This is a genomic window from Candidatus Saccharimonadales bacterium, assembly GCA_035697325.1.
In the GTDB taxonomy this organism is placed as follows: Bacteria; Patescibacteriota; Saccharimonadia; order Saccharimonadales; family Saccharimonadaceae; genus JALRBM01.
This window is the reverse complement of sequence record DASSDB010000002.1, coordinates 399,290-421,983: the sequence shown is the minus strand read 5'-3', so window position 1 is coordinate 421,983 and position 22,694 is coordinate 399,290. Positions and strand designations below refer to the sequence as shown.

Genomic DNA, 22,694 nt, shown 5'->3' with positions numbered 1-22,694 from the left:
TTTACCTCATTATTTCCAGTCGGCAATGTAGCGTAGTTGTGGAGGCCTCTTTAGTGAACGAAGCCTCCACAACTTAATCCTTTATAGAGAACGTCGGATCATGCGAAAATACGCGCCACGCCTTCACAGACATTCTGGTTGGTAGCGTAGATGGTTCCACCGCTCAGATCGTAGAAATCAACACGCGGCCGACCTGCGATGTCACAGATGACACCACCTGCCAGTTCGACAAGCAATGCGCCCGGAGCGATGTCATGAAGCGTGTCGCCCGGAAAAACCGCAAGGTCAGACTCCCCCGCCGCGACTGCACACACCTGGCTGATGGCCGAGTAGTAGCCCAGCGGCGGATTGTGCATGTAGCCCTCCAGCAGCCGAGTGTCGGGTGCCACATTGTCCCAATGACAAAAGTCATAGGTCATGAGCGGTGACAATTGGTCACGCTGCTTGGACCGCAAGTCGAGTGTCCAGCCATTTCAGCTAGCCTTACCCGACGCTCGGTCCGCTACCCACATTTCTTGGCGCCAGGGGTTGTATACCACCGAAAGCTGAGCGACGCCAGCATCCAGCAGCGCAATCCCCACACATGTCGTGCGAGCCTCATCGGCGATGGACCTGTTGACGTACTCACCCGTCCCGTCAATGGGATCGATTACCCACGCTTTTCCGCTGTCAAAATGGCCAGCCGACTCTTCCTCGCCAACCACGACCGTGTGTCGGCCAAACGCCGCCCGAACTTCACGAATGAATGCTGGGTTGAGCTCACGATCGATGTTTGTTACCACCGTTCGATCTAGCTTCCGCGACTCAAGCGCCCTGTCTCGAGTGGCAAACATGTATCTTCCCGCACCAGTGGCGAAATGGGTTGCAAACGCTAATTCCCGTTCCATCAAGGTCTCCATAAGATGAGAATCTAAAAGGACTACTTTATAGTATACCCATAAAGTTGTATGTCAAGGCTCACCTGGCATACTTTAGGCAAACTATACTGCTTATCTTTGCATGATCTTGACAGGGCTGCTATATTTTAGGAAAGTTTAGTACAAAAAAGAGGTAGGGACATGCAAAAAGTCATCATAACGGCCTGTCTGGTCGGTTCAGCAATTATTATTTTAGGTCAATTTGGCTTTTTTGAAGGTTTCATGATGCTTCTTCTTGCCGGTGCTGTGCCAGGCACAAACTATTCCATTCCGTCGCATGCCATGTATCTTGCGATCCTCGGCATTATCTCACTCATTATCGTATGGTTTGTAGGCGCCGCGGTCCTTGAATTTTTCTTTAACCTCAATGAAAAAGCTTTGGCAAAAGTTAAAACAACTCGCAAAAAACTTCCCAAGCGACGATATAGCCAAATTTAATCTTCGGGAACTCGCTCAATATCCGCCGGCATGACACTCTCGGCCCACAGTTGAAGTTCCTGGAGAATGAATTGTTTTTCATCAGACGTCTCGGTTGCGCTGAGACGTTGCAACGATTTCATGAATTGTGGAAGCTGAGCCGTAATATGCGCGGAGCGCCATGCTTCCCAGGCATATGCTTCATCTTCACTTAAACTCTTTGGAAAATTACGCGCCTTATAATGTAAGAGTAGGGGCGCTAGGCGCTCGTCTGTAAACTCTGGATGATAATCGGCAAGTTCACGCTCCGAAGCATTACGTATCGTCTCACTTTTTAACTTGTCACGATCGTTCAAAAAACCATCATACAGTTGCGCTTCTGGATCCGTCGCTTTTTTGTATTCTGGCCGATTTTCGTATAACGAACGAATATTTTCAGCAAAATGGGGCGCGTGAAGCAGCGCCATTTTGTGTGCTTCTATAATTTCAGGGCTCAGACCCAACTTGACCCAGCCATCGTTCTGCTGCAATACGCCAAGCGGAGCCACGGCAGGGGCCCGGTTATACTGGAGTTCTTTTACGGGCAGCGGCAAAAAGTCTTCTGCCTTTCGTTCTTCCCAGGTTGCATAAAACTTTTTTCGTAGGTCCTCGGGATTTAAATTAACAAATAAGTTCGGATCATGACGCAGATCATAAACAACGACGTTTCCATTTTTGCCCGACGTTAGCGGAAATGCTACCGTGGTTTTGTGAAAATCGCTACTATAACGACCGCTTGAATAAACGAACGGTTCTTTATTATCGAGATTAACGAGCTCCTTGATTTTGTTTTTGTCGCGCATAGAAAGAAGATATTCGTACAAGCGCGGCTGCTTCTCTTTGATAAGTTTTGTCACAGCGATAAGCGCTTCGACATCGCTCAATGCATCGTGCGCTTTAAAGTGATCAATGCCATTTTCTTTCGTAATAAGCTCAAGCCTGTTCGTTGCTTTACCGTCTACGACCGGCCAATTAATTCCCTCGGGGCGCAGCGCTCTCGTCATACGAACAACATCAAGTAAATCCCAGCGCGAGCGCGACTCTTTCCAGGCCCATTCGTAAGCATCGTAAAAATTCCGCCACAAAAGCGCCCTCACGAACTCGTCATCAAATCGAATATTATTAAAACCTACCATTATAGTGCCCGGCTGACACACTTCACCCATCAACATCTTCGTAAATTCGGCTTCCGTGTAGCCATCAGCTTGAGTCGCCTGCGGAGTTATACCAGTTACCATCAATGCTTCAGGGCTTGGCAAGGTATCGTCATTTAGCTTTACCAAAACATTATATGGGTATCCGATCGGCTCCAAATTCATATCGGTCCGCTGACCAGCGAATTGCATAATTCGAGATGAGCGAGGATCGAGTCCGCTTGTTTCAAGGTCATAAAAGAAAAAACTCTGTGCCATTTCTTTATCATACAGGCAAATCTGTTTTGGGACAAAAAGAACTCGCCAGGGCGAGCATCACAGAGCAAGGAAGCGCAAGTTGAATATATGCGAGGCGCGGGGAGAGGCAGCGGCATTATATGTCGCCGCCTCTCCCCGACTTAGAGCCACAAGGGTCACAAGCGCTCTACCGATCTCCCAGTACTAGCTTGCTCTTTGCCGACCGCATGGACAGGTCTGGTCAAATCACATCCGAGCTCGGCAAGCCTTATGCCGGTGACTAGCTGGTTTTCCGCCAGCCAATCGCTTTGGGGTTGGGGCGGGTCTCTTCAGCCAAAGGTGTCCGGACACCTAAAGCCAAAGACACCCTAAGGCCACAGGTGCATCTCCATTAGATCTCCCTTTTGGCCCATCACAGGCCGGCTTTGTCGAGGGGGGGTAGTGCGCCATGAGTTACCGCACGGACAAAAACAAAAGTCGCTACGGCGGGTCGCGCATGCAACCATCCAATCCTTTAGAATCGTCTGCTTGTTGCTGCACTTCCCGACCGCAAGGGCCCTTTGCGGTGAGTGCAGGTTTTTGGCATATATATTGTATTCCAAAAATCTACACTCACACGTTGCATATATTCAACTTGTTAAAAACTCAGATGAAATACTTGTTTCACTGAATATACTTCAATTATATAACTTTAATAAAAATAAGTCAATAGTTTTGAGTGATTTCGGGGGCATTTTTACTTACCCCCGAAATCACAGACTCTTACGACATGCTGCGCAGTTTTAGGCGTCGCATGTCTCCATGGACAACACCAATACTTACATGAAAAGACGAAACTTCCCGACACGCGGCGGTATGGAGCCAGCCTCGGGGGAGGAACAGTACGTCCCCCGGCTGAAGCTGTAGTTCGAGAAAGGGCTGGGCGGTTTTTTCTTCCGGCGTGATATGCCGCGGCTGACGAAGCTCCTCGAGTGTTCTTACAACCGGCGGCCATAGCCGCCAATGCTTCACACCATCGAGTTGGGCTACGACTACCGTGCCCATGTCCCAGTGTACCTCGAGCCCTTCTTTTCCGGCAGGCGTACCGAATCCTGTTGCGAACATTTCCAGGCCTGTCTGGTTGCATGCACGTTCGCACACCATTCGGAGCGGCTCGCTCAGCTTTTGCAATCCGGGAATTACTAGCGAAGCACCGTTTTCGTCCATAAAGCTACGAAGTGCGGTCTCGCTGGTTAACATGCTCGCCGGGAATTCACCCCCTTTATACGAGAGGATTGCGTTGTGCCCAAACATGTCCGGAAACTCGAAGACCTGCGCCAACACCTTACGAGGCAAAAAATACCCCGTATTCTGTACCAGTCCCCTTTGAACCTTCGGCTCTACCTCCCATGGCGTCCGTTCGGTCGCCTGCGCACATTCCACGATGTAGTCGATCAGCGAATTCATGTCGCCTCCTCGTCCGTAGTAATAGTCCAGAAACTATACTATATCGCCGGAATTAATAAATCAACACATATTATGTGTATTAGTCTGTCTCAACAAGCGTAAACTCATACCTACCAATACGAATCGTACTGCTTCCCTCAGCACCAGCACGTCTCAATTCATGGGTAATACCCATCTTGCTCATAATGTCACGAAGCCGATTGACTCCTTCATAGTTTGCAAAATCCGTACGACGAGCAAACTTCTCTATCTTCTCTCCGGTTACATTGAATATACCATTTTCATCCTTATTAACTTGCCAAGCGTTTGCGAGTTGAGCGCCAGAAAGTCCGATAACCGTTGTCTCCTCGATGTCGTCATTGATTTCTTCCTCGATCTGGCGCGCAGCCTGAACTTTACCTCGGAGGGCGCGAAGTACTTCTTTAAGTCCCTTATGTGCGCTCGACGAAATAGCATACACTTCAGCCTTAGGCGCTACGGCCCGAATTGCATCGACCTGCATTTGAATAATATCGTCGTCAAGACCCTCAGTCTTTGTGATAGCGACCACCTCAGGACGTTCGGCGAGCGTTTCGCTATACCGCAATAATTCTTGGCGTATCGTCTTATATGCTTCACCGGCATCGTTACTATATCCGTCAATAAGATGCAAAAGTACTGCGGTGCGCTCAACATGCCGCAAAAACGCATCACCAAGTCCTTTGCCTTCACTTGCTCCTTCAATAAGCCCCGGGATGTCGGCAATCAACAGGCTGCCGTCATCTATATCGGCAACTCCAAGATTTGGCGTAAGTGTCGTAAAAGCATAGTCGGCGATCTCCGGCCGCGCATTACTTACTACTGAAAGAAAGGTCGATTTGCCCGCATTTGGGAACCCTATGAGGCCCACATCAGCCAAAAGCTTCAGCTCAAGCTCCGCCTCATACGCATCGCCAGGCTCACCAAGCTCAGCCATACGAGGAGTCTGCCGGACAGAAGACTTAAAGTGTGCGTTACCAAAGCCACCCTCTCCACCTTGTGCTACTACTTTTCGCTGACCATTCTTAGTGAGATCGGCAATTATTACACCATTCTTAGTTACTAATGTACCCATCGGTACTTTTACAATAAGATCTTCACCTGATTTTCCCCGACGGTTAGCTTTTGAACCATTCGTTCCAGGTTCTGCCTTTAACTCAGGTTTGAAACGAAAGTCAATGAGCGTATTAAGGTTTTCTGTTGCTTCAAAGATAACATCGCCACCTTTGCCACCATCACCCCCATCTGGACCGCCTTTATCTACATAAATTTCGTGCCGAAAACTGACGGCCCCATCGCCGCCTTTTCCTGCCTGAACTAGCACTTTTGCCGTATCAACAAACATATTTAGTTCTATTATACCAAAACCGCCCCTGTATTCCCAGGGGCGGTTCCTCTATCGCTCATAGTTTTAGTGAATGTAGTTGAATCCGCCAACGGTACCGGCACTTACCGTACGACTTGTTACGCGGTTAAAGTTACCCGCATAGTTCATCTCACTAATAGTAATGCTTCCATCGGAGTTAACACTTTCAACGATTGCCACGTGACCATAGCCGCCGCCGTTTTGCATTACTGCTCCAACCTCGGGGGTATTATCCACACGGTAGCCAGCAGCACGAGCATACATAGACCATGTTGCCGCGTTACCCCAGAAGCTGCCTACTGGTCGACCAAGCTGAAGACGACGCTCGTATGCGTACCACGTACAGTTACCGAACGCATAGCGGTTACCGGCAGACGCACGTGCAATTTGTGCGTTAACGGTTGAGTAGCCGCCATAGTATGAACCTTGGCTTGCTGCACTCCGTGGGTTAACGTAACCGGGTCGTTCGTTAGTAGGTAGAACACCACCAGGGATAAGAATCGACTTACCTGGGGTCAAACCTCCTAGCTCAAGGTCGTTAAACGACACAAGACGAGACTTATCTGCTTGATACTTAGCCGCAATACTATCAACTGTGTCACCTTCTTTGACGGTATACACGATACCATCTATTGGAGGAATGGTCAGTTGCTTACCTGCCTCAAGAGCATCTGAGGCAAGGTTATTAGCCCATTTAACCGTATCAGCAGAGACCCCGAAAGTCTGAGCAACTGATTGAACGGTGTCGCCAGCCTTTGAGGTGTATTTTTTCATCTCGCGACCGTCGGCGGTCGGCTGTACAATCTGGGGTTTACTTACGATATTGCTACTCTGAGCAAGTTCACTTTCCGCAGAGAGCGAAACGGACAAGTTGGCGACGTTTGAAGCAATTGGAAGCTCCGCACGCTCAGCAATACCGGCCGCAACATTAGTTGCAACAAGCTGATCAACCGAGGGTTGTTCAGGAGTCGTAAGGGCAGATTGCGTGTCGGTTGTCGTCGCGTTAGCGACAACATCCATTTTTTGAGGTGGTTGGTAACCGATCGCTACCATAGAAACGATAAGCAGGAAAACTCCAGCATATGCCGCAATTGTTGTTGATTTCGGTGATAATTTTGCCTTTTTGTGGCCCAACTGTCGAGAAAAAATCTGACGTTTTAGCTCAGCAGTGGTAACCTTGGATGAGTCCAAGATATTATCTGATGCACGAATAATCGTTCTCCTGCCGTTTACATTACTGTAAAGGCGTCTACCGTACTGAGTCTTTCTTCTCGCAAAAGAACGGGATACATATCGACCTTTTATTAGCTGATATTAGGGGAAGATGCTTTAAAGCAAGTATCCGTACGACAATTCTGGTAGGCTCACTTATGTCCCGTACTCCCCACTCGCAGGTAGAGCCCTAAAGCTATACTGAGTAGACGAGCACACAAATGTGCTACCCCCTATTTTATCAACTATTGCTAAACATGTCAATTTATTTTATAGAATGTGTTTTCTGTCAAATACCCTCACTGTATTAGCCGATCCCTGGGCGCTGCCCCGCCGAGTATCACCCGAGCTTGCGAATTAGCCAGAATTACAAGATCGAGCACTTCACCTGACAATGATCCCTAATATTCGCCTCATGCTCATCTGAGGTATGTGAGAAGTATGTCTTATCATCATCACCACTGAGGAAGTAGAGGAAATCACCGCTGGCCGGGTTAGCTACCGCATCGAGCGCCGATCGCCCCGGTGTAGCAATCGGTCCGGGCGGCAAACCGGTATACTTACGGGTGTTATATGGCGAGTCGAGGCTAGGTGTCGGCGCAACTCCCAGTTTTTTAGCCGCATACTGGTATGTTACATCGGACCCTAACTGCATCTCGGTGTTTAACCGCTTAAAGAATACCTGCGCCACTTGCTTTTGGTCAGTAGAAGTCGGTACTTCGCGCTGAACGATAGAGGCAAGCGTAATTCCTTGATAAAGATTTAACCCTTGATGTTTAAATCCATCAATAAGGTTATCCTCCTTAACTACCTTATAATAGTGATCGAACGTGGTTATCAGAATAGACTCAAGTGTCGCACTACTGTTGAAAGCATACGTTTCTCCATATATATATCCTTCTAGGTCCGTACCTTCGGGTTTGTCCGTAAAAAGCGGGTGGTCGTACGTTTTAACAAATGCTGCATCGATATCTTCTCCCTTAAAGCCAGCACTCAATAAGACTTTTTTGTTTTCCTGAAGAGTTGCACCAGGGAGGAACGTCAGAGTGTATTGATCAACCTTCCCTGAGACAAGGTGAGAAACGATAGCTTCTGTCGTCTCCGATGGCGAAAGATTATACGTACCCGCCTGAAGTTTAGAGCGCGTCCCAGAAATTCGTGTATAGATATCAAACGCAGCCTGGCTTTTTATAAGTTTTTTAGCTTCAAGTGTTTTACCAATTATATCCGGTGAGCTCCCAGAGGCGATCTCTACCCGCACTTTGCTTTGGTCGCTCGCATTAACAGGAAGAAGCGCTTGGGTATACCAGATATATGCTGCGATGACCATTGCTACGATGCAAAACAATATAGAAGCGATGACCCAAATGACTACTTTTTTCTTACCTTTTCTTGGTGGTTTTAAATCTGCTGGAGCCACTTGTTGCGTTGGAGTCGAAGTAACTGGGGTATTAGGCTTGGGCGGTAGCTGTGGTTGAGGAGGAAGGCTCGCCACAGGGGTTTGTGCTGTTCGAGGCCGACGTGTAACATCGCCACCCGGTCTACTTAACGGCCTCTTGGGAGGGAGAATGTCATTCATGCATGCTGCTCCAAATAATCCTGTAAAATGAGAGCCGCCGCCTGAGCATCAATATCAGCCTTCGTGTACGGTTTTCCATATGATTTAAGGCGGTTTTCGGCCAATACGCTGGTTAATGACTCATCTTGAAATATGATTTCGGGCGCAATATCTTTTATTTTGGCCGCAAACGCTTCGACAAACGTCGTTTGAGCGGTTGGTTCACCTGACTGGTTGCGAGGGTACCCTACAACAACAGCGTTCGGGTTTTCCCGTACAATATGCCGGGCGATTTTTTCAACTTCGTTGCCATCTACTTCAACCGTATCAAGTGGAACTGATATCTTCACCATGGTATCACCCACCGCGACACCGATACGCTTCTCTCCCACATCAAGCGCCAGGTATGTCTTACTTAGCGCCATTCAGGTTAAATTCTATGCTTATTCGATTTGTATCGTTTGGCGCAGCATTTACCCAGAAAGGGAAGAACTTCACATCAACATTATCAACACCCTGAATAGATTCTATCGAGGACTGGATATCACCGTAGCGCTTTCCTTTGGCAGACTCTTTAATGGCATTATCATCAATCTTTGGTCCAATTTTGGCCGTAGCAACCAAATTAGCCGTAAAGCCCGCGCCATTTGCATTAAGGTCGTTAAATGTCGCCTTGCTACTACCGTTGTCGTATACTCGCTGGTCACTCGTCCCCTCTAGCTGTTTTTTGAAGTAATCGTCCAGATATTTACTCACATCTGCCTTGGTTACCCCAGATAGCGAGTATGTCACACTGACAGTCAGCTTGGGCTTGGTTCCTGCGGTCACTTCCTGATCAACAGCCGGCGTAGCCTGTGGGTTAGCGCGATCCGTCTTAAACGATTGGTCTAGCACAACAAACGTGTCATCGAACTGCTTCATGAGCTGCTTTTTTATGTCATCACTGCTTTGTTGGGCAATTTGGTCGGCCGCCTTTTGGACGTCATCGTTACTCACCACCTTGATTTGTCGCTTACTACCACCCGACATATCGCTTCCTTGAGCGCTGAGCCCACTGACGCTTGATTGATATGTTCGCGCCGAAAGGTTATAGTCGTCACCGATTGCCGTGGCAACAACACCAACCGTCGCAGAGTCTTGGACGATTCCGCCGGGACCGATAGTTGTACCATTCAACGTTGCGCTTTGAGTGCTTACAAAGGTATAGTTGCCATAGCTAAAACTTGTTCCGGCAGGTACCGAGATAGGATTGCTCGATACGGACGTACGATTAAGCGTCATCTGGCCCTTTGCCTTTTCACCTGTCTCTTTTGATCCGGTAGCTTCAAATTCTACCGAGGCATCCTTCTTTTGCTGTTGGACGGTCGTCTTGAGGCTGTTTGCTGTAAAACTCGTCGTGACAGCTGGATCGAGCGCCACTTTTGCATTCGCCGACGAATCGGTCGTGCGAGCAGTAATGATGACTGTAGCACGCGGAGCAATAAAGATCGCCCAGATAAGGAAAGCAACCAACAACACGCCGCCGCCAATGCCAAAAATAAGCTTTTTACGGAAACTATTAAAATTAGGTACACGAATACCGCTCTTTACGCGAGGTTTAGCTGGAGTACTCCCCGGAGTAGGTGGCGCAGCTCTTGGTGAGTCTTCGGCCGCATTTTCTCGAATAGCTTCATTTACAGCGGCACTACCAAGCGCGCCTCCAGCCGTTCTGGCATGATCCCCTATAGGAAGTGATGCACCATCAATAACATCTTCTTCGTTATCAACATCGAGTGCCGTAATTTCAGGCACTTCCGGCTTGCTTTGAAGATTTTTAGCAATTGGAATTTTAGCCGCGGCGGCGAGCGCCGTTAGGGCGGAGTTATTCGTAATGACGACAAGTCTCTTATCTGCTTGCTCGGCAGCCCGCGAAAGCAGGCGAAGGTTCACCGCACTTTGCAAAACGCCCACTCTTTTCGGTGGTACAAGTGCGACAATTTTTTCTTTCGCGTCTTTTACCTTGCCGATAATCGCGGTGATGTCGTCTTCTACATCGATATATATGACGTCTTTATTCATGTTAGATTCGAAGGATTCGGTTAAGTTTCTCTTTTATGGTATCACTTTCCGTGCTGCCTACCATTGTATCATAGCCAACTCTTAAAAGACCCATGGCTGTGATGAAAGTATGGTCGCTGGCGGCACCAGTGTTGTCTGTGATACCGATCACTTCATCAGGGGAAATATGATGAACCGTTGGGCGCTTGGTGAATGGCAGCTCTTTCCACCAATCCCGCTCGGAGAGAGCTTCGGTGAGCTGCTTCAAGCTTGCCCCACCTCCACATAATAGAATCCGGTTTGGTAAATGATCTACCGAGTCGAATTCACTGAGCGCCAGCTCTACACCCGCAAGCCATACATCGAGGGTTTTATCGACCGCCGCTTCGACCTCCTTTTTGACGCTTGGTTTAATCTGAGAGTTTTCAATATTAACTTTGAGTTTTTCAGCTTCGGGATAGCCAAGCTCCATTTCGCTTGCAATAGTACGCGTAAAGCTTCGGCCACCAATACCAAACATACGCGTTCCCTCAACTCCGCCGTCGTTTACGACGGCAATGTCTGTCGTTCCACCTCCTATATCGACTAAGATTGCGGTGAAATTACTACTTGCATCGTTACCAAGCACACTTCGACTCACCGCAAAGGGTTCGGCGGCAACCGCAACCAACTCCAGCGCTAATTCGTCTGCCACTCGCTCTAGTGCCCCAATATGCACCATCGGAGCAAATGCCGTATAGATTTGAACGGCAACGTCCCGACCTTGAAACCCTATGGGGTTGGATACTTTGTAGCCATCGATATGAATGCTCACGAGCGCGCTGTTAACCAGCTTTACCTCAACTTCTTCGTTACCGGTTTCAAGAGCGATCTGGGCCTGAGCCTTACCCTGAGCGCGCTCTTGTACCTTTTCGATGATAAATTCCATTTCGGCAACGTCAAGCGGCTTATCGGGCTGCGGCCGACGGTAACGGATAGTATTTGTGACACCTTTTACCAGCTCTCCGGCGATACCAATAACCGCTCGCTTTGCCTGTAACCCCGCTTGATCTTCGGCATCTGCAAGTGCTTCTTCGCAGTTTTTTACTACCCCCGAAATATCGGCAATAGCGCCACTATGCATATCACTGATCGCTTGGTGTGCTCTGCCCACCCCTACGATTTCGAGGTTGTCATTGTTAATCTTAGCAATAAGCGCCTTTACATATTCTGTTCCAATATCAAGACCAACTACGTAATTATCAATAGTTTTATCCTGAACTTTATTTCGCAATTTATCGAAAACCATAACTGGTATCAATTATACCACCGGCTTCAAAATACCAATACCCCTTATAAGTTCTTTGTGCATATGAAATATCTCACTTTCTTGATGTTTACTTTTTTTATAATTTATGTTATAATTAAATTAATCTTCCATCGAGAGTGAGGCTTTCATGAACAGGAAGAACATCGCACCTCTTACCATCCCCACGCGCACCCTGGGTATCCGGCGGCCGGTGCCGCCGAGTATTCTCACGGTGCTGAGCCGAGAAGTTGGATCGGTCCTCTGTCTGATCGTCTGCTTCTGGTCGCTCGACCAGATCAGTCCGCTCGCCAAACTCGTATTCGATGAGCGTTTCACGACGTTATCCATCGGATGGCAGCTTTGGATCTACGTGAACGAGATCGGCTGGCTGTTGTGCGTGGCGGGTATCGTCATCAATTCGATCGCCGTGACAGGGAAGGTCGTCAAGAGAATGGAGCCGCACCAGGCACGCGCCAGGAATCGCTCGCTCGCGTGGTGACATCCAAAAAAGAGGGCTTGCCCGACAACGATGACGGGCAAGCGGAAGACGAGCCGGTAGATACTATCTCCCGGCTTTTTGCATACTACGCTAATACGGCTTTAATGCGCCGAACGCCGGCTGAACTTGCTTCTTCTTTGATAATCTTGAACTTTTTGCCATCCTCGAACAGCTGAAGGGTATGGTCAACGTGAGGCCCGCCGCAGACTTCAAAGCTGAATGGCTTTTCTTCGTCATCAGCAATCATCTTGTATACTTTAACCGTGTCTCCATAGCGGTCACCAAACTGGCCCAGAGCGCCCTTTTCCTCAATTGCTACTTTGGTTGGATATTCGGCAAACGAAATTTTGAGGTCTTTTGCGATTTGCGCATTCACGATATCCTCAACCTGCTTGAGCTGTTCTGGAGTTACTTTTTCTGGGTGAGAAAAATCAAACCGGAGACGTTCTTCGGTGATGTTTGAACCTCGCTGCACGACATGATCACCCAAGACATCGCGAAGCGCTTGGTACATTAAGTGAGTAGCCGTATGATACTTTTTGTGCTGGAGCGTCTGACCGCCGAGGCCACCTTTGAAGGTACCTTTGGCGGCGGTTTGTGAACGTTCGCGCTGCTCTTGCATCTTAGCTTTGAATTCTTCTTGCCACGTAAGACTCAGCGTAATATTGCGCTTAAAAGCTTCTTCTGTAGAGAGCTCTACAGGAAAACCAAAGGTATCATACAGGGTAAATAGCTCAGCACCAGTAAGTCCTTCAGTCGCATACTTTTCCATCTGTTTTAGTCCTTTTCGGAGCGTCTGACGGAAAGCTTTTTCTTCTTTTACAAGCGTGGCAATGATCTCATCGCGGGCTTGTTTTACCTCGGGGTAATCTTCAGTGTAAAGGTCGGCAATGACCGGAACAATTTCTTCTAGGAAATTCTGTTCGATGCCAAGATCAAAAGCAAAGCGGATCGCACGACGAAGCAGCCGTCGCATAACATAGCCCTGTTCTTTATTGCTTGGTTTTACGCCGTCAACAGCCAGGAAGGTTGCACCCCGCAGGTGATCAGCAATCACGCGCATCGCGTTCGTGTGAGATTCGTATTGCTTGCCAGAGAGTTTTTGAAGCTTTTCAATTATTGGCCACAGCAAGCTGATTTTATAAACATCAGGGCTGTCGATAGCAGCCGCTGCGATACGCTCCAAGCCTCCGCCGTAGTCAACATTCTGCTTTTCAAGCGGCGAGAAGCTGCCGTCATCATTGCGACGATACTGCATGAAAACCTGGTTGCCGATTTCCATAAACCGACCGCCGTCACTCGCAGGATGAGCAAGGCCAAATTCGGGGTTGTGGTTTTGCTCTCCAAAGTCATAAAATACTTCACTGTCAGGACCGCACGGATCGCCAATAGGTGTCGTAGCAATACCCCCATTGCGGCTCCACCAATTTTCGCTGTCGTCGTAGTAAAAGATACGCTCCCCAGGCTTGATGCCACGCGCGTCACCATCTTTCCCAGAACCAATTTCAGCGATTTTCGCATCAATACCTTTTTCTTTAAATACTTGCTGCCAGATTTCCGCAGCTTCTGTATCGCGTGGAATGTTGTTTGCCTCATCACCGATAAAACACGTAACGTAGAGCTTGTTTGGGTCCAGACCGACTTTTTCTGTCAGGAATTCAAAAAACCAGCGAATCTGCTGCTCTTTAAAGTAATCACCAAGGCTCCAGTTACCCAACATTTCAAAAAATGTCGTATGCGTGCGATCACCCACCTCCTCAATATCCTGAGCCCGAATACACGTTTGGCTATCAACAAGACGTACGCCGCCTGGGTGCTCTTCACCCAGCAAGAAAGGAATGAGTGGCTGCATACCACTACCGGTAAAAAGTGTAGTTGGGTCATTATATGGCACAAGTTTGGCCCGCGGAATAACCGTATGATTTCGGTCATTAAAGAATTTTAAGTATTCGGTGCGGATTTGTTGTGCATTCATGTTTCCCTATTATAACAGAGGTGTACGCTTTGACAAAGGCAGAATTTATGTGACATAATGAAATAATCGTTAGTACCGACGAGATGAAGGGAGATGAGAGATGAATCTCATTCTCAGTTTGGCGGTAGCCGCTCCGCCGGAGCCCGGTAAGGTGACGATCGACTTCGGTGTCATCGACTGGGGCTGGTACTCCATCCTTTTGTTCGCCTTTTTCGTCATCATGGCAGTGGTGAGCAAGGGAAAGTCGGAGTGGGCACGGAACGGCGCGATCGCGATGCTGGTTTTCGCCGTTCTCTACGCTGCATTCGTCATGTTCGCGATGCCATTTCTCAAGTCGCTGTAGTACTGACGCCCGACTCTAAAAGGAAGTCGGAAGAGGCCGTGTGGCTACAACGAGAGGTGAAGAGGGGGCAAAATCCTTATCGCCTATCGTTGTAGCCTGCGGCCTTTATTCATTCTCATTCTTTTCGCCCGAAAGCGAATCCTGGACTTGACCCGTGATATCTGTAACGTTCCCTGTCATATCCTCGATGGTAGTGCGTACATCTTCTCCTGAATTGCCGAGTAGCTCCTCTGCTTTGGCTTTGATGTCATCAAAAAAACTCATTATTGTGCTCCTTTACTTAAGGATTACAGTATAGCGACTTTTTCTGATAAAAAACTTAATTGGCAGAGATAATACCGCCGCCGAGCACTTTATTGCTGTCGTAAATAACGACGGACTGGCCGGGAGCGACTGCCCGCTGCTCATCGGCAAGCTCTAGCATAACATCGTTATCAATAAATTGGAGCTTCGCTTTTTCTAGTGACGCGCGATGCCGAATACGGATTTGGTACGATCCTTCCTCGGGCTTTTCGTTGATCCAATGGACTGAGCTGAGTAAAACCGTTCGCTTCCACAACGTGGAGTCATTCAAGTCCGTAGTGACATAGACTTCATTCTTCTTCATGTCTTTGCCTACGACGTAATATGGTAAACCACCACCAACTTCCAGACCATGGCGCTGCCCCAAGGTATAGAATATTGCCCCGTCGTGCATGCCCAGTATTTTACCGGTCTGCTTATCGATGATCGCGCCCGGTTTTTTTTCAACGTATTGGCTTAAGAATTCCCTGATACCAATTTTGCCGACAAAACAAATCCCCTGACTATCTTTTTTACTTGCCGTAAATAGGCCACGCACTTTTGCCATTTCACGGACTTCAGGTTTTGTAAATTTTCCGAGTGGAAAGAGTGTTTTTTTGAGTGCTTCGCCGGTCACTCGGTACAAGAAGTATGTCTGATCTTTATTGTCATCAATCGCTCGTTTTAATATGCCGTTTTCAGTTTGGGCATAGTGTCCGGTTGCAATCAGGTCCGCTCCGTCCTCAAGCGCCGCCTCCAAAAAAAGCTTGAACTTTACCTCTTGGTTGCACATGATATCGGGGTTGGGTGTTCGGCCGCGCTTATATTCTTCAATCATGTAATCGACCACTTTGTGCCTGTACTCATTCTCAAAATCAAATACTTTAAAATCAATACCAAGTTGTACAGCCACGCGTTTTGCATCCGCCAAATCATCTGCCCACGGGCACTTCATCCCAGGCAGATCTTGCGTCCAGTTCTTCATGTAGACACCAGTAACATCATAGCCTTCCTCCTTTAGGAGTGCGGCCGTAAGGCTGCTATCGACACCGCCGCTCATACCAACATACACTTTTGTCATCTGGAACCTCCCACATAGAAAGCGATGATTTTAATAAGCTCGCCGATAGCAAGATACCAACCAGTAGGCGTCAGCCACCACAATGATGACCATTGATTATCTTGCGCGACAGGATGATTTCGCACATTCACCGCCCCTTTCGCACGGGCTGCAAATTCGAGCCCAGCCCGGCGCTGATGATACGCGGACGTTACCAAAATAACTGAAGAAATTTCGTTGCGCGTGAAGATGGTTTGGGTATTTTCTGCGTTTTCTTTTGTGGTTGCGCTAAGTTCTTCGGTGATAATGTCACTATCCGGCACTCCAGCACTTCTCGCCTCACGACGCATCACTTCGGCGTTACTTGGGCCAGATTTATCTTGAGCTGCTCCAGAAAAAATGAGCTTCGGCGCCCATCCGCTCTTATATAGTGCGATCGCTTCGCGTGTCCGCGCAAGCGTGTCGCCACCGCTTACTGCCACGATTGCATCCGCAGCTTGGCATGGCTTTGTCGTACTTGGTTCAGAGCCACACCCGGCGAGATCATTTGGTGTCAAATATATACTTAGTCCGATAACGATACCGACAAAGACGAGAATGATTCCGATGATCGTTTTCATCGTGCAACCCGCTCTTTCTCGCGCTGAATTTCTTCTATGATTCCATCGGCCGCTCGCACTGTATTTTCTTTATTCGAAAGATGACCTAACGTGAGGCGAAGGCTCCCGTCGGCCACTTCGTCCGGAAGCCCTATAGCTGTGAGTACATGCGAACGCGTCCCGTTGTTTGCGGCACATGCACTCCCGGTTGCAACCAAAATTCCACGCATTTCAAGCGCAAAAACGAGACGTTCAGCATCAATTCCAGGAAACGAAATGTGAAGATGACCAGGTAACCGGCGTTTAGAATGACCCGAAATGACCGCATCGGGAAACGCCGTTATGAGCCGCTGCTCCAGATTATTTCGCAGCTGATGAAGCCGCTCGACTTCTGTTTTTCGTCCTGCCTCGGCAAGTTGTATAGCCCGGGCAAAACCAATAACACCAGCAACATTTTCTGTACCGCTACGAAGTCCTCGCTCCTGACCGCCACCCACAATCTGCGGCGCAAGACGAACGTGTGATGCGGCAAACAGAAGCCCGACTTGTTTTGGTCCATAGATTTTTCCCGCGTTCAACGTCAGCAGGTCAATACCCAGCCGAGCAACATGAATATCAAGCAAGCCAGCTCCTTGGGACGCATCGCTATGAAGATAGAGAGGTGTCGTATCACCTTCCTTAAGACGCCTTTCGCGCTCTCCTTTTATAATTTGAGCGATATCACGAAGTGGCTGTACGGTTCCAATCTCATTATTAGCAAGTGCAACACTGACCAGCCGCGTTTTGGGCGTGATTGCTTTTTTAATAACATCGGCAGAAATAATGCCCCTTTTATCAGCCGGTACGATCGTGTGGTCATATCGCTTAGCCGCTTCAAGCACCGCATGGTGTTCAATCGCTGCCGTAACTATATGGCCGCCAATGCTTCCGAATGCTAAATTAATCGATTCTGTCGCGCCTGCTGTCATTACCAATTCATCGGACTTTGCACCGATAGTTTTTGCAATCACAGCCTTTGCCTCATTGTAGTCCCGGCGGACAGAAATCGCGGGCGCGTACGGGCTGGAAGGATTGTAAAACAACTGTGAAAAATAGGGCTCCATCGCTAAAAATACCCGCTGATCAAGCGGGGTTGCAGCGGCATGATCAAGATAGATAGGCTCGTCCATCATTGTATTTAGTATAGCATTTATCCCTTTCGCGAACGAGCTTACGCCACCTGGAGAGGCAGCCCGGTTTTTGGATCGAATCCGTATACGTGACGCGCAACTTGCTCGTAGTACATTGTCATAGCAGCAATCAGGTTTTTGAGCTCGTCGCCTTCAATAAATGAGTAGCGCGCTCCTTCCTGAACTTTGAGAATGCCTTTTTCGTGGACTTCATAACGAGTAGTCGTATTGTGGAGTTTTCCGGTCTTTGCATCTTTCCATTCTTCATACCAAATCCAGGTCTTTTCATCGAAACAAAAGAACTCACGACGGTGTCCAGCAGGCACATCACCAAATAACTTAGCACCGATTTCGCTCTCCATTTGGAGAAGCTCACGCTCGGTAAGTTTTTTAAGAGGACGGTTTTTGGGAACTTTTAGCGAAGGTGACATGGGATCACCGGTTATTAGTTTCAGTACTTTAGAAAAAACACTCACAATCTATCCTACTAGTTCTTAGAGAATTCCTCGACATCAGATGCTTTCCAGCGACGGATTGTCAGAACACGCTGACCCAAACCAAGCGCAATGTCTCGTTCTGTCAGTTTTACCTCTTTTGCCTGGGCTTGCTCAACAAGCACTCGTGCATCGGCAATTTCCCGACCTTCTTGCCACGAGGAAAGATCTTCACTTGCCATATGGAAATCAACGCGAACTTCGCCGCCTGTCTCAAATTTGTAGCCTGGTAAGTGGTTGTTAGTTTCAGACATAATAAAACCCGCTTCCTCCGGGGATCGGTTAGTTAAAGAGGTGTTTGTTTTAAGATAGTGTAAATACTACACGAGCGTTTGCCGTTGTCACGGTGGCTATTTCATCGAGTGAAATACCGCGAGCATGAGCATGAAATTCCGCTACGTGCCGTACAAACGCTGGCTCATTTACTTTACCACGGAGTGGCGCTGGCGTCAAGAAGGGGGCATCTGTTTCTAGAAGCATTTTATCAAGCGGAATGCTGGCAAGCATCTCTTTTTGCTTTGTGTCTTTCGTAAACGTACTGATTCCGTTGACACCTATGTACAGGCCTCGTTTCAACCCCTCCTCCAAATGCGCCATTGAGTCGGTAAAACTATGTAATTCGCCCCTTATGCCGTGGAAATTATCAAACACCGACCAAAAATCGTCAAATGCCTCGCGCACATGAAAAATAACAGGTAAGTCGTGTTTTAATGCAAAATCCAACTGCTCCTCGAGCGCTTTTAGCTGAATCTCACGCGGACTATGGTTATAATAATAGTCGAGCCCAATTTCTCCTACAGCTATTACTTTTGGGGTATCAGCCAGTCCAAAAATGCCTCGCCAATTATCCTTTGTATCGTGAGGGTGAACACCGATGGCAGCATACACACCCTCACGTGTGGCCGCAAATTCCACCGCTTGCTTTGAGCTTGTTTCACTCGTACCGACACAAATCATCGCGGTAACACCCGCCGCATTCGCCCGAGCGATCGTCTCGTCCGCATTAAGCTGATAGTTTGGTTCGTGAATATGGCAGTGGGTGTCGACCAGCATAGTTCACGATGCCTGGGGCTTAGGAGCTCTGGGATTTTCTGTGTGATTGTAAATTTTAGGAAACAGTCCGCCTTCAGCCTCGATAGGCACAATGACGCCAGAATCGAACGTTTTGTGAATCGTTTCGGCAACAGTAGGCATGAAGGGACGAAGCAAGTCGCTGATTTGAAGAAGTGTATTAACGGCATGCCCAAGCACTTCCGTAAGGTGTTGTTCGGCCTCGGGGTCTTCACGTTTTTTAGCGATTTCCCATGGCTTCACACTCTCAAGATACTGATTGAGAGAGCGGACCATCACCCACACTTCGTCTACTGCTCGGTTAAAGTGGAGTTGTTCCATCGCCTGACGGTATGGACCCATGTCGTGTTCACCCGTAGGTGCTTCACCAATAACACCTGACTGATAACGCGTCACCATACTTGCCACACGCGACACAAGGTTTCCAAGATCGTTACCGAGCTCGTTATTATAGGCATTCTCAAGCTTTTCCCAGGTAAAATCGCCGTCATCAAGCGTTGGAATATGGCGCGAAAAATAGTAGCGGAATACATCAACACCATAGGTATCGATGATTTCGTTCGGGTCAACGACATTCCCTACAGATTTGCTCATCTTGGCGCCGCCAACATTCACAAAACCATGCACGAGGAGCTTTTTAGGCAGTGGTAAATCAAGCCCCAAGAGCATCGCTGGCCAAATTCCCGCGTGAAAACGCAAGATATCCTTGCCTACTACCTGTACATCAGCTGGCCAGTAATCTTTCCATTCTTGCTTATCAGGGTAGCCAATTACCGTAATATAATTCGAAAGCGCATCCAGCCATACATACATGATCTGCTCCGGATCATCAGGCACAGGAACTCCCCAGGTGAGTGTTTTCTTAGGTCGGGATATGCTCACATCGGGCAGCCCATCTTTTATGAGTTCAAGAAACTCGTTCTTTCGAAAATCAGGTACGATTTGCATGCGACCAGTTGTGATAGCTTCGCGGATTTGATCACTGAAGGCGCTCGCCTTTAGGTAATAGTTTTCTTCACTAACTCGTTCGTACGGTTTTTGGTGATCCGGACAAACACCCCCGGTTGCCTCTACTTCTTTATCAGTAAAGAAGGCTTCGTGACCGATACAGTACCAGCCCTCATATTTGCCCTTGTAAATATACGGCTGGAGTTTTTGCCAAATATATTGCACGGCGGCCTTGTGGTGAATATCAGTAGTGCGGATAAAGTCGGTGTATTCGGCACCCATCTTTTTCATGAGGTTCTCAAAATTAATATACATTTTATCAGTAAAGGCTTGTGGATCGAGACCAGATTCGGCGGCTTTCGCGGCTATTTTGTTGCCGTGCTCATCGGTACCCACCTGAAAACGGACTTCTTTGCCATTTTGTTTTTGATAACGCGTCCAGATATCGCCCAAGAGGTAATCAAGTGCATTGCCAATGTGCGGCGTGCCATTGACATATGGTATTGCGGTCGTAATATATAGCTTTTTTCCCATAGTTATTTCCAGTGTAACAGATTAAACAGTTAATTTAGTGAAAATCAAATAGCAGGCTCACCCTGCGCGGTCATTTCAGCGACAACCGCAAAACGACCAGCTTCTGGCTCATTTCCCTTTAGGTACTCACTATGAGAAAAATAATTTGGGTCGTGCGCAGTATCGATATGACTCGTCTCTATACGATCGTCCTTCACACCAGCCTCTTTAAACTGTGCCACAATAACTTCTTGCAAGCTTTTGCCGCCAAACGTATGAAGTGGGTACGTAGCATTACCGACGCTCGGGCTTATCCAGACCAGTAACTCTCCAGGATCCGAGTTACAGTGAGCTTCAAGATATGCGACGCTCTTCTTCGCACCCTCCTGCTCGACGCTATGACGACCAAGGTGCGATACCATAAGGGCTCGATTGTTGGGGTCATACAAAATCACGCCAGCGCAGTCAGCGAGCGGAAGAAAAAGTGCATGTCTTGTGTCTCGAACCACGAGTGCATCTACATATTCACTCATATCCGCTTCCAACATACCGATAGATTTATCTCTCACATCTGCGATACGGTACTTGGTAAAGTCATCTGTATCATAGGTGATGCCCACAAGGCTTGTCTGTGATATATCAATACCAATTTTGGAGAGAAACGCCGTACGATTTTTAAGCGTTTCAGAGTCATCGCCCAGCCCAAACTTCAGATTGCCATCACTCCGCGATGAAACCGCAGCAATAACAGCATCTCCGAATATTTTGGGCTGGTCGGTAGTTATCATTCGCTTCTTAAAGCCTCAACAGGATCAAGCTTGGAAGCACGGCGGGCAGGCAAGAAGCCTGAAAGCATCGCAATGACAACAAGCACAACAACGACAAGAAGGAAGTTCGGAATCGTAATAGGCACGCTGAAGCCTGCACTTCCACCAAGTGCGCTAAGCAACAGTGCAAACGGTATGGCGATCAGCGTTCCTATGATACTTCCCAAAAAGCCAATCCAGCCTGCTTCAATACTGAACATAAGAAGCACACCACCTCTAGAAAGACCCAGTGCTTTCATGACGCCGATTTCACGGGTGCGCTCTAAGACTGACATTAATTGAGTATTTACCACACCAAAGATGGCGGTGAAGATGGCAATACTAGCAAATACCAGCAGGGCGGTACGGATGGCGCTGACTGCTTCAAGGGCTTTGCCTACGCTATCGGCACGCGTTTTCGCTTCATACCCATCGGACTGAAGCTTTGACTTTACCTTTTCTGTCTGCGATTCATCGGTAAAGATAAGGATTCGGTTATAGTAGACATTTTCCGGTTTGGTCGTACCACGACTGTCATCAGCCAGCTTGCTCATAGTTTCGGGTGAAAGGTACGCATATTCAGTGCTTGCGTCTTTGTTCTCGCCTGAGCTTTTTGTGACGCCTACAACCGTTAAGTCAACTTCGGTATCGGGCTGAGCTGGCCGACTAAAGAATGCCGGCGTACCTTTTTTAACAAAAGTAAGCTTTTTGCCAATAAATGCGGATGCATCGACGCCCGCCTGTTTTGCGTACCTCTCAGGGACAATGACTGTATCACCTTTCAGGTTTTCGCGCTTACCCGCGACTAGATCATTCAAATCATCGAGTGGTGTAAGTGGAGAAACATACGGAGCTTTGTAACTTTGGCCGTTAATATCAACTTCGTCAAACCTGTAATAACTGAGGGGTAAAACCTGTGTTACGCCAGGAATCGCTTTGAACTTTTCAACGTCCTTGACTCCCAAACTTTTATCCTGAGCATCTTGATTGGCCTTATTGGCTTCATCGGTGGTTTGAATACCATTTGCCGAAGAATTCTTCACAGTAAATCCATCGACACTCACGAAGTTATTTTTAAAATTACCAAATCCTTTTTGAATGCTATCTTGAGCACCCTGTGTAATAGCCAATGCTAGAGTCATTGTGGCCGCACCGATAGCAAGAGCCGCAGCCGTAAGGCCGACGCGCACTTTCGCTCGACCAAGATTATGCCAACTTCGACGGAGTATATCAGGAAATGTCATGA

The 22,694-nt window shown here is 48.0% G+C and carries 22 protein-coding genes and 1 pseudogene; 3 read left to right on the top strand and 20 right to left on the bottom strand.

From position 1 onward, the window contains the following. Positions 1 to 98: 98 nt before the first annotated feature. Positions 99 to 887: pseudogene (locus VFH06_02740) on the bottom strand (inositol monophosphatase family protein). Positions 888 to 1,058: 171 nt separating this feature from the next. Here VFH06_02740 and VFH06_02735 point away from each other — a divergent pair. Next, complete coding sequence (locus tag VFH06_02735; protein ID HET6746998.1) at positions 1,059 to 1,355, top strand: hypothetical protein; 297 nt, start codon at positions 1,059 to 1,061, stop codon at positions 1,353 to 1,355. Here VFH06_02735 and sbcB read toward each other — a convergent pair. The 8 genes from sbcB to VFH06_02695 form a co-directional block, all read right to left on the bottom strand. Next, complete coding sequence (gene sbcB / locus VFH06_02730) at positions 1,352 to 2,785, bottom strand: exodeoxyribonuclease I (protein ID HET6746997.1); 1,434 nt, start codon at positions 2,783 to 2,785, stop codon at positions 1,352 to 1,354. The genes VFH06_02735 and sbcB overlap by 4 nt on opposite strands. Before the next feature lie 741 nt (positions 2,786 to 3,526). Beyond that, complete coding sequence (locus VFH06_02725; GenBank protein ID HET6746996.1) at positions 3,527 to 4,210, bottom strand: cupin domain-containing protein; 684 nt, start codon at positions 4,208 to 4,210, stop codon at positions 3,527 to 3,529. A gap of 79 nt (positions 4,211 to 4,289) precedes the next feature. Continuing rightward, a complete protein-coding gene (obgE, locus tag VFH06_02720) occupies positions 4,290 to 5,573 on the bottom strand; it encodes a GTPase ObgE (protein HET6746995.1) in 1,284 nt (427 codons plus the stop codon). Between the two features lie 66 nt (positions 5,574 to 5,639). Continuing rightward, on the bottom strand, positions 5,640 to 6,785 hold the full coding sequence (locus VFH06_02715; protein ID HET6746994.1) for a CHAP domain-containing protein: 1,146 nt from the start codon (positions 6,783 to 6,785) through the stop codon (positions 5,640 to 5,642). 388 nt (positions 6,786 to 7,173) lie between these two features. Continuing rightward, entirely contained in the window at positions 7,174 to 8,385 is a 1,212-nt protein-coding gene (gene mltG / locus VFH06_02710; GenBank protein HET6746993.1) for an endolytic transglycosylase MltG, read from the bottom strand. Beyond that, entirely contained in the window at positions 8,382 to 8,789 is a 408-nt protein-coding gene (gene ruvX / locus VFH06_02705) for a Holliday junction resolvase RuvX (GenBank protein ID HET6746992.1), read from the bottom strand. Before ruvX ends, mltG begins: the two co-directional genes overlap by 4 nt. Further along, complete coding sequence (locus tag VFH06_02700) at positions 8,776 to 10,422, bottom strand: hypothetical protein (GenBank protein ID HET6746991.1); 1,647 nt, start codon at positions 10,420 to 10,422, stop codon at positions 8,776 to 8,778. The genes ruvX and VFH06_02700 overlap by 14 nt, the downstream gene beginning before the upstream one ends. Before the next feature lies 1 nt (position 10,423). Further along, a complete protein-coding gene (locus VFH06_02695) occupies positions 10,424 to 11,689 on the bottom strand; it encodes a cell division FtsA domain-containing protein (protein ID HET6746990.1) in 1,266 nt (421 codons plus the stop codon). 148 nt (positions 11,690 to 11,837) lie between these two features. On the opposite strand from VFH06_02695, the gene VFH06_02690 reads away from it, so the two are divergent. After that, entirely contained in the window at positions 11,838 to 12,188 is a 351-nt protein-coding gene (locus tag VFH06_02690; GenBank protein HET6746989.1) for a hypothetical protein, read from the top strand. 85 nt (positions 12,189 to 12,273) lie between these two features. On the opposite strand, the gene VFH06_02685 is transcribed toward VFH06_02690, so the two are convergent. Continuing rightward, positions 12,274 to 14,163, bottom strand: a complete 1,890-nt coding sequence (locus VFH06_02685) for an alanine--tRNA ligase (protein HET6746988.1) — start codon at positions 14,161 to 14,163, stop codon at positions 12,274 to 12,276. A 100-nt stretch (positions 14,164 to 14,263) separates the two neighbouring features. On the opposite strand from VFH06_02685, the gene VFH06_02680 reads away from it, so the two are divergent. Further along, positions 14,264 to 14,506, top strand: coding sequence for a hypothetical protein (locus VFH06_02680; GenBank protein ID HET6746987.1), 243 nt, complete (start codon positions 14,264 to 14,266; stop codon positions 14,504 to 14,506). A gap of 105 nt (positions 14,507 to 14,611) precedes the next feature. Here VFH06_02680 and VFH06_02675 read toward each other — a convergent pair whose 3' ends face one another. From VFH06_02675 to VFH06_02630, 10 genes are read right to left on the bottom strand one after another with little or no spacing between them, the layout of a single operon-like run. Next, on the bottom strand, positions 14,612 to 14,770 hold the full coding sequence (locus VFH06_02675) for a hypothetical protein (GenBank protein ID HET6746986.1): 159 nt from the start codon (positions 14,768 to 14,770) through the stop codon (positions 14,612 to 14,614). A 55-nt stretch (positions 14,771 to 14,825) separates the two neighbouring features. Further along, the gene (gene mnmA / locus VFH06_02670; GenBank protein HET6746985.1) at positions 14,826 to 15,869 is read right to left on the bottom strand and encodes a tRNA 2-thiouridine(34) synthase MnmA; all 1,044 of its coding nucleotides are present in this window, start codon (positions 15,867 to 15,869) and stop codon (positions 14,826 to 14,828) included. After that, positions 15,866 to 16,468 carry a YdcF family protein gene (locus tag VFH06_02665; GenBank protein HET6746984.1) on the bottom strand — a complete coding sequence of 201 codons (603 nt, stop codon included), beginning with the start codon at positions 16,466 to 16,468 and terminating at the stop codon, positions 15,866 to 15,868. The genes mnmA and VFH06_02665 overlap by 4 nt, the downstream gene beginning before the upstream one ends. Then, entirely contained in the window at positions 16,465 to 17,619 is a 1,155-nt protein-coding gene (locus VFH06_02660) for a cysteine desulfurase family protein (GenBank protein HET6746983.1), read from the bottom strand. The genes VFH06_02665 and VFH06_02660 overlap by 4 nt, the downstream gene beginning before the upstream one ends. A gap of 38 nt (positions 17,620 to 17,657) precedes the next feature. Further along, positions 17,658 to 18,092 carry a hypothetical protein gene (locus VFH06_02655; GenBank protein ID HET6746982.1) on the bottom strand — a complete coding sequence of 145 codons (435 nt, stop codon included), beginning with the start codon at positions 18,090 to 18,092 and terminating at the stop codon, positions 17,658 to 17,660. Between the two features lie 11 nt (positions 18,093 to 18,103). Then, the gene (locus tag VFH06_02650; protein HET6746981.1) at positions 18,104 to 18,364 is read right to left on the bottom strand and encodes a hypothetical protein; all 261 of its coding nucleotides are present in this window, start codon (positions 18,362 to 18,364) and stop codon (positions 18,104 to 18,106) included. A 49-nt stretch (positions 18,365 to 18,413) separates the two neighbouring features. After that, positions 18,414 to 19,163 (bottom strand): TatD family hydrolase, encoded by a 750-nt coding sequence (locus VFH06_02645; GenBank protein ID HET6746980.1) that lies wholly within the window; start codon positions 19,161 to 19,163, stop codon positions 18,414 to 18,416. Positions 19,164 to 19,166: 3 nt separating this feature from the next. Continuing rightward, a complete protein-coding gene (gene metG / locus VFH06_02640; GenBank protein ID HET6746979.1) occupies positions 19,167 to 20,663 on the bottom strand; it encodes a methionine--tRNA ligase in 1,497 nt (498 codons plus the stop codon). 44 nt (positions 20,664 to 20,707) lie between these two features. After that, positions 20,708 to 21,430, bottom strand: a complete 723-nt coding sequence (locus VFH06_02635; protein ID HET6746978.1) for a laccase domain-containing protein — start codon at positions 21,428 to 21,430, stop codon at positions 20,708 to 20,710. Beyond that, on the bottom strand, positions 21,427 to 22,692 hold the full coding sequence (locus VFH06_02630) for an FtsX-like permease family protein (GenBank protein HET6746977.1): 1,266 nt from the start codon (positions 22,690 to 22,692) through the stop codon (positions 21,427 to 21,429). Before VFH06_02630 ends, VFH06_02635 begins: the two co-directional genes overlap by 4 nt. Positions 22,693 to 22,694: the final 2 nt, after the last annotated feature.

Coding starts and splice junctions, on each gene's coding strand:
- VFH06_02735 (HET6746998.1), top strand. CDS start 1,059: ATGCAAAAAGTCATCATAACGGCCTGTCTGGTCGGTTCAGCAATTATT.
- sbcB (HET6746997.1), bottom strand. CDS start 2,785: ATGGCACAGAGTTTTTTCTTTTATGACCTTGAAACAAGCGGACTCGAT.
- VFH06_02725 (HET6746996.1), bottom strand. CDS start 4,210: ATGAATTCGCTGATCGACTACATCGTGGAATGTGCGCAGGCGACCGAA.
- obgE (HET6746995.1), bottom strand. CDS start 5,573: ATGTTTGTTGATACGGCAAAAGTGCTAGTTCAGGCAGGAAAAGGCGGC.
- mltG (HET6746993.1), bottom strand. CDS start 8,385: ATGAATGACATTCTCCCTCCCAAGAGGCCGTTAAGTAGACCGGGTGGC.
- ruvX (HET6746992.1), bottom strand. CDS start 8,789: ATGGCGCTAAGTAAGACATACCTGGCGCTTGATGTGGGAGAGAAGCGT.
- VFH06_02700 (HET6746991.1), bottom strand. CDS start 10,422: ATGAATAAAGACGTCATATATATCGATGTAGAAGACGACATCACCGCG.
- VFH06_02695 (HET6746990.1), bottom strand. CDS start 11,689: ATGGTTTTCGATAAATTGCGAAATAAAGTTCAGGATAAAACTATTGAT.
- VFH06_02690 (HET6746989.1), top strand. CDS start 11,838: ATGAACAGGAAGAACATCGCACCTCTTACCATCCCCACGCGCACCCTG.
- VFH06_02685 (HET6746988.1), bottom strand. CDS start 14,163: ATGAATGCACAACAAATCCGCACCGAATACTTAAAATTCTTTAATGAC.
- VFH06_02680 (HET6746987.1), top strand. CDS start 14,264: ATGAATCTCATTCTCAGTTTGGCGGTAGCCGCTCCGCCGGAGCCCGGT.
- VFH06_02675 (HET6746986.1), bottom strand. CDS start 14,770: ATGAGTTTTTTTGATGACATCAAAGCCAAAGCAGAGGAGCTACTCGGC.
- mnmA (HET6746985.1), bottom strand. CDS start 15,869: ATGACAAAAGTGTATGTTGGTATGAGCGGCGGTGTCGATAGCAGCCTT.
- VFH06_02665 (HET6746984.1), bottom strand. CDS start 16,468: ATGAAAACGATCATCGGAATCATTCTCGTCTTTGTCGGTATCGTTATC.
- VFH06_02660 (HET6746983.1), bottom strand. CDS start 17,619: ATGATGGACGAGCCTATCTATCTTGATCATGCCGCTGCAACCCCGCTT.
- VFH06_02650 (HET6746981.1), bottom strand. CDS start 18,364: ATGTCTGAAACTAACAACCACTTACCAGGCTACAAATTTGAGACAGGC.
- VFH06_02645 (HET6746980.1), bottom strand. CDS start 19,163: ATGCTGGTCGACACCCACTGCCATATTCACGAACCAAACTATCAGCTT.
- metG (HET6746979.1), bottom strand. CDS start 20,663: ATGGGAAAAAAGCTATATATTACGACCGCAATACCATATGTCAATGGC.
- VFH06_02635 (HET6746978.1), bottom strand. CDS start 21,430: ATGATAACTACCGACCAGCCCAAAATATTCGGAGATGCTGTTATTGCT.
- VFH06_02630 (HET6746977.1), bottom strand. CDS start 22,692: ATGACATTTCCTGATATACTCCGTCGAAGTTGGCATAATCTTGGTCGA.